The sequence below is a fragment of the Streptomyces sp. SID3212 genome, assembly GCF_009865405.1.
Taxonomy (GTDB): domain Bacteria; phylum Actinomycetota; class Actinomycetes; order Streptomycetales; family Streptomycetaceae; genus Streptomyces.
In genome coordinates, this window is record NZ_WWJY01000212.1 from 1 (window position 1) to 5,694 (window position 5,694).

5 protein-coding genes are annotated in these 5,694 nt (G+C 69.9%); 4 read left to right on the top strand and 1 reads right to left on the bottom strand.

Features of this window, described 5'->3' with window-relative positions; genetic code table 11:
- The first annotated feature begins 309 nt into the window (after positions 1 to 309).
- On the top strand, positions 310 to 1,851 hold the full coding sequence (gene hutH, locus GT042_RS06220) for a histidine ammonia-lyase (protein WP_161307697.1): 1,542 nt from the start codon (positions 310 to 312) through the stop codon (positions 1,849 to 1,851).
- Between the two features lie 61 nt (positions 1,852 to 1,912).
- Here the strand turns inward: hutH and GT042_RS06225 are convergent, their stop codons facing one another.
- Entirely contained in the window at positions 1,913 to 2,227 is a 315-nt protein-coding gene (locus GT042_RS06225) for a hypothetical protein (RefSeq protein WP_161307694.1), read from the bottom strand.
- A 109-nt stretch (positions 2,228 to 2,336) separates the two neighbouring features.
- On the opposite strand from GT042_RS06225, the gene GT042_RS06230 reads away from it, so the two are divergent.
- From GT042_RS06230 to GT042_RS06240, 3 genes are all read left to right on the top strand, one after another.
- Positions 2,337 to 2,792: a hypothetical protein gene (locus GT042_RS06230; protein WP_161307695.1), complete on the top strand. Its 456-nt coding sequence runs from the start codon at positions 2,337 to 2,339 to the stop codon at positions 2,790 to 2,792.
- A gap of 160 nt (positions 2,793 to 2,952) precedes the next feature.
- Positions 2,953 to 4,224: an Ig-like domain-containing protein gene (locus GT042_RS06235; RefSeq protein ID WP_161307698.1), complete on the top strand. Its 1,272-nt coding sequence runs from the start codon at positions 2,953 to 2,955 to the stop codon at positions 4,222 to 4,224.
- A 126-nt stretch (positions 4,225 to 4,350) separates the two neighbouring features.
- On the top strand, positions 4,351 to 5,694 hold a 1,344-nt coding region (locus GT042_RS06240), incomplete at its 3' end, for an ABC transporter permease (protein WP_161307696.1).

Genomic DNA, 5,694 nt, shown 5'->3' on the forward strand with positions numbered 1-5,694 from the left:
TGTCCGGAACGTAAAGCGTGTTTTGTGTCGCATGGCCCCGGTGAACTGAACAACCCGCCGAACGCGACGTAAAACATGCAGTGCAGGACACGACCCCTGCCCGGCCCCCGGCAACCGGCCCGCACCCAGGCCACCGGCCCGCAGCGGGCAAAATCAAGCCTGTCCGGCGATTGAGGACAATCAGTAAGCCGCGCCCCGGCACCGGGCAAGCGCCACAAACGAAGCCCGTCCGGCGCCGGCCGCCAGGCCACCCCCGCACCCCGCCTAGTGACACGTCCAGATTCAATCCGTACGCTCCTGAATATGGATATGCACACCGTCGTCCTGGGCGACACCGGCGCCACCGCCGAAGACGTCCTCGCCGTGGCCCGAAACCACGCCAAGGTCACGCTCAGCGAAACCGCGCGGAGCGCGATCGCCGAGGCGCGGAAAGTCGTCGACGCGCTCGCCGCCAAGCCCGAGCCCGTCTACGGCGTCTCGACCGGTTTCGGCGCGCTCGCCAGTCGGCACATCGGGCCCGACCTGAGGGCGCGGCTCCAGCGGAACATCGTGCGCAGCCACGCCGCCGGCATGGGGCCCCACGTCGAGCGGGAGGTCGTGCGGGCGTTGATGTTCCTGCGGCTCAAGACCCTCGCCTCCGGGCACACCGGCGTACGCCCCGAGGTCGCCCAGGCCATGGCGGACGTGCTGAACGCCGGGATCACGCCCGTCGTGCACGAGTTCGGCTCCCTCGGCTGCTCCGGCGACCTCGCGCCGCTCTCGCACTGCGCGCTGACCCTCATGGGCGAGGGCGACGCGGAAGGACCCGACGGGATCGTGCGCCCCGCCGGAGAGCTGCTCGCGCGGCACGGCATCGCGCCCGTCGAGCTGCGCGAGAAGGAGGGCCTCGCCCTGCTCAACGGCACGGACGGCATGCTCGGCATGCTGGTCATGGCCCTCGCCGACCTGCGCCGCCTCTACACCTCCGCCGACATCACCGCCGCGCTCACCCTGGAGGCCCTCCTCGGCACCGCCAAGGTCCTCGCGCCCGACCTGCACGCGATCCGGCCGCATCCGGGCCAGGCCGCCAGCGCCGACAACATGCTGCGGGTCCTCGCCGGGTCCGGGCTCACCGGCCACTTCCAGGAGGACGCGGCCCCGCGGGTCCAGGACGCGTACTCCGTGCGCTGCGCCCCCCAGGTCGCCGGCGCCGGCCGGGACACGCTGGAGTACGCCGGGATCGTGGCCGGCCGCGAGCTGGCCGCCGCCGTGGACAACCCCGTCGTCCTGCGCGACGGCCGCGTGGAGTCCAACGGCAACTTCCACGGCGCGCCCGTCGCGTACGTACTGGACTTCCTGGCCATCGCCGCCGCCGACCTGGGCTCGATCGCCGAGCGCCGCACCGACCGGCTGCTCGACAAGAACCGTTCGCACGGCCTGCCGCCCTTCCTGGCCGACGACGCCGGGGTCGACTCGGGCCTGATGATCGCCCAGTACACCCAGGCCGCCCTGGTGAGCGACATGAAGCGGCTGGCCGTCCCCGCGTCCGTCGACTCGATCCCGTCCTCCGCGATGCAGGAGGACCACGTCTCGATGGGCTGGTCGGCGGCGCGCAAGCTCCGTACGGCCGTGGACAACCTCACGCGGATCATCGCGGTGGAGCTGTACGCGGCGACCCGCGCCATCGAGCTGCGCGACGGCCTCACGCCCGCGCCCGCCTCGCGGGCCGCGATCGACGCGCTGCGCGCCGCCGGGGTCGAGGGCCCCGGCCCGGACCGTTTCCTCGCCCCGGACCTCGCGGGCGCGGACGCGTTCGTACGGGACGGGAGCCTCGTCGCCGCCGTGGAGCGGGTCACGGGCCCCCTGGCCTGACACGTACGGGAAATGCGCGAAGGGCCGCCCGGTGCATCGGGCGGCCCTTCGCGTACGTACGTCAGATCAGGCCGGCGCTTCTTCGTGCCGAGTACGCGACGAAGCCCGCACCGATGCCGAGGAAGGCGGTCCCGCCGATCAGGTACGGCGTGGTGCTCACGCTGCCCGTGTCGGCGAGGGCCAGGGGTTGTGAGGTGTTCGGGTCCTCGGAGGTGGTGTTCAGACCGGCTGAGGTGAAGCTCTGACCTGCTGCGACCGGCTGTTGTTCCGGGCCTGGGTGCTCTTCCGCGGCTTTCGCGGACGGGACGAACCACAGAGCGCAGAGCAGGGTTCCGGCGGCGGTAGCGGTCAGCAGCGGACGGCGTGCGACGGACACGTGATCGATCCCCCTTGTGACAACGCCGAATTGGCTGGGTGCGCTGATGCTAGTGAAAGCAGCGGGTCGCGGGAAAGTCGTGGAGGCCAGGAGCCCTACGCTCCGTCGTATGACCACTTCTGAGACATCACGTTTTGTGCGCCTACGGGTCGAATTGGTACTGGAGATCGAGGGACCCGAGCCGCTGAGCGCGGCGGCGCTGGACCGGATCGTCACCGACGACACCATGCGCGAGGACGAGCGCGCGCACGCGGAGGCGACGGTACGGGAGGACCCGGCGGAGGCCCTCGCGTATCTCGTGGAGCCGTACGACCTGGTCAGGGACGTGCCGGGGGTGGAGCTGGCGCAGGCGTCGTGGACCAGCGAGGAGATCGACTACGACCCCGACGCGGTGGAGTGGGCGCTCGACGAGGACGACGAGGCGGAGGGGGACGACGGGGAGGACGGCGACGAGGACGAGGGCGGTGACGGACCCTGGGGCGTCCTCGGTGACGGCGGTACGGACGGGGCGGAGGGTGGCCGGGGAGCGCGCTTCGACCACCGCGACGGTCAGGGCCCGCGCTGAGTCGTGTCACTCTGGTAAGCCCCGGTCCTGTGCAGTGGCGGGCCGGGGCTTACGGCCGTGCGCGAGCGGCACGTGGTGTTCACCACATCGCCGGCCGAAGTGGAACCGGACGAACCGGTACAGGTGTTCTTAAGGGTTATCGGCAGGGTAGTCGGCGATGATGGAGATACGTGTGATGACGGACAGCAAGCGGCGCAGGGGCCTCATGGCCGCGTCCGCACTGCTCGGTGGCGTACTGGTCCTTTCGGCCTGTAGCGACGACGGCGGCAAGACCGCGAGCGGCGCCGACAGCACGAAGTCGTCGTCCCAGGCCCAGGTGGACGAGGCGGCCGCCAAGGCGACGTCCGAGGCCAAGATAGTCATCGCACCCCGGGACGGGGCCTCGAACGCCGGTATCAACGACGACGCCAAGGTCACGGTCAGCAAGGGCACCCTCACGCAGGTGACTATGACGACCGCCGACGGCACCGCCGTGAAGGGCACGCTCTCCGCCGACGGCCTCAGCTGGAAGCCGGACGCGCAGCTGGAGCGCTCCACGACGTACAAGATCGCCGCGACGGCGAAGGACGGCAAGGGCCGCAAGGCTTTCGAGAACTCCTCCTTCACCACCGTCTCGCCCGCCAACAGCTTCATCGGGAACTTCACCCCCGAGGACGGCTCCACCGTCGGCGTCGGCATGCCGGTCTCGATCAACTTCGACAAGGCGATCACCGACCAGAAGGCCGTGCAGGACGGGATCACCGTCACGTCCAGCAGCGGCCAGCAGGTCGTCGGCCACTGGTTCAGCCAGCAGCGCCTCGACTTCCGCCCCGACCAGTACTGGAAGGGCGGTTCGACGGTCACCCTCAAGCTGAACCTGGACGGCGTCGAGGGCGCGAAGGGCCTCTTCGGCGTCCAGCAGAAGACGGTGACCTTCACCATCGGCCGCAACCAGGTCAGCACGGTCGACGCCAAGGCGAAGACCATGACCGTCACGCGCGACGGCAAGACGGTCAAGACGATCCCGATCTCCTCGGGATCGCCCGACAACCCCACGTACAACGGTCAGATGGTGATCTCCGAGAAGTTCAAGGAGACCCGGATGAACGGCGCGACGGTCGGCTTCACCGACGACGACGGCAAGGGTGAGTACGACATCCCCGACGTGCCGCACGCCATGCGGCTGTCGACCTCCGGGACGTTCATCCACGGCAACTACTGGGGCGCCCCCTCCGTCTTCGGCAACGTCAACACGAGCCACGGCTGTGTCGGCCTCCAGGACGTCAAGGGCGCGGGCGACGACAACCAGCCCGCCGCGTGGTTCTACAACAACTCGCTGGTCGGTGACGTCGTCATCGTGAAGAACTCCCCGGACAAGACCATCAAGCCCGACAACGGTCTGAACGGCTGGAACCTGTCCTGGGCCGAGTGGCAGGCCGGCTCGCAGGCCTGATCCTCCATCAGACGCCTGGCCGGACGGCGGCCGATCCCGTGACGGGGTCGGCCGCCGTCGGCGTTCTCATGGCGTTCTCAGCGCGGCCTCAACAGACCATCACACCGCGCGCCTAATTTCACGCCCATGTTCTTCACATACCTCCGGCGCGAACTGCGCCGCCGCCGAAAGGCGGCGCTCGTCGTCGCCTCCGGGCTCGCGCTCGGCATCGCGCTCGTGATCATCGTCAATTCCGTGTCCGCCGGTATGGGCAATGCCCAGGACAAGGTCCTTCAATCGCTGTACGGCCTCGGCACGGACATGACCGTCACCAAGGCCGCGCCCGCCGCGACCGAGGGCGAGTCGGGGCGGCCGCGCTTCCAGTTCGACGCGAAGGGGGAGGACGGCGAGTCGCAGAGCAGCGACCGGGTGGTCGTCCAGGGCTTCCAGACCCTCGCGTCCTCCACGGTGACCGAGGTCGCCGACCAGAGCGGGGTCTCCGGCGCGGTCGGCGGACTGAGCCTGAACGTGCTGAAGATCAACGGTGAGTTCACGCGCGGCGAGTTCAAGCCCGACGAGAACGGCGGCACTCCCGGTGGCGGCCGTAACGGCGGTGGCACCGGCGGGCGGGTCTCCGGAGGCGGCGCCAACTTCGACGTCGACTCGTTCACGCTGTACGGCGCCGACGTCACGGAGCCCGCGCTCGGCCCGCTGACCTCCTCGAAGATCACCTCGGGCCGTACGTTCAAGGCGACGGAGACCGACGCGAAGGTCGCCGTTGTCGACAGCGCGTACGCCAAGAAGAAGAGTCTCGCGGTCGGCAAGACCCTCACCATCCACGGCACCAAGTACAGCGTCATCGGGATCGCCACGGCGGACAGCGGTGACGCCGCCGCCAACGCCTACATCCCGCTGAAGCAGGCCCAGACCCTGTCCGACTCCAAGGACAAGATCACCACGGTCTATGTGAAGGCGTCCGACTCGCAGCAGATCGGCGCGGTCAAGTCCACCATCCAGAAGAACATCCCGGGCACGACCGTCACCACCTCGGCCGACCTCGCGGACACCGTCTCCGGCTCCCTCTCGACCGCCTCCGACCTCGCCACGAGCGTCGGCAAGTGGCTGTCGATCGCGGTGCTGATCGCCGCCTTCCTCGTGGCCGGACTGCTCACCTCCTCGGCGGTCAGCCGCCGGGTACGGGAGTTCGGCACCCTCAAGGCGCTCGGCTGGAAGTCCGGCCGGGTGACCCGCCAGGTGATCGGCGAGGCCCTGGTCAACGGGCTGCTGGGCGGAGTGCTCGGCATCGCCCTCGGGCTCGGCGGCGCCTACCTGGTGACGGCCATCAGCCCCACCCTCAAGGCACAGATCGGCTCCACGGGCTCGTCGGGGGCGGGCGGCGGCTTCGGCGGCTTCGGTGGCGGCGGCGGTGGCCCGGCGCGGCAGACCGCCTCCAAGGCGCTCGACGTCGCGCTCACCGCGCCCGTGTCCCTC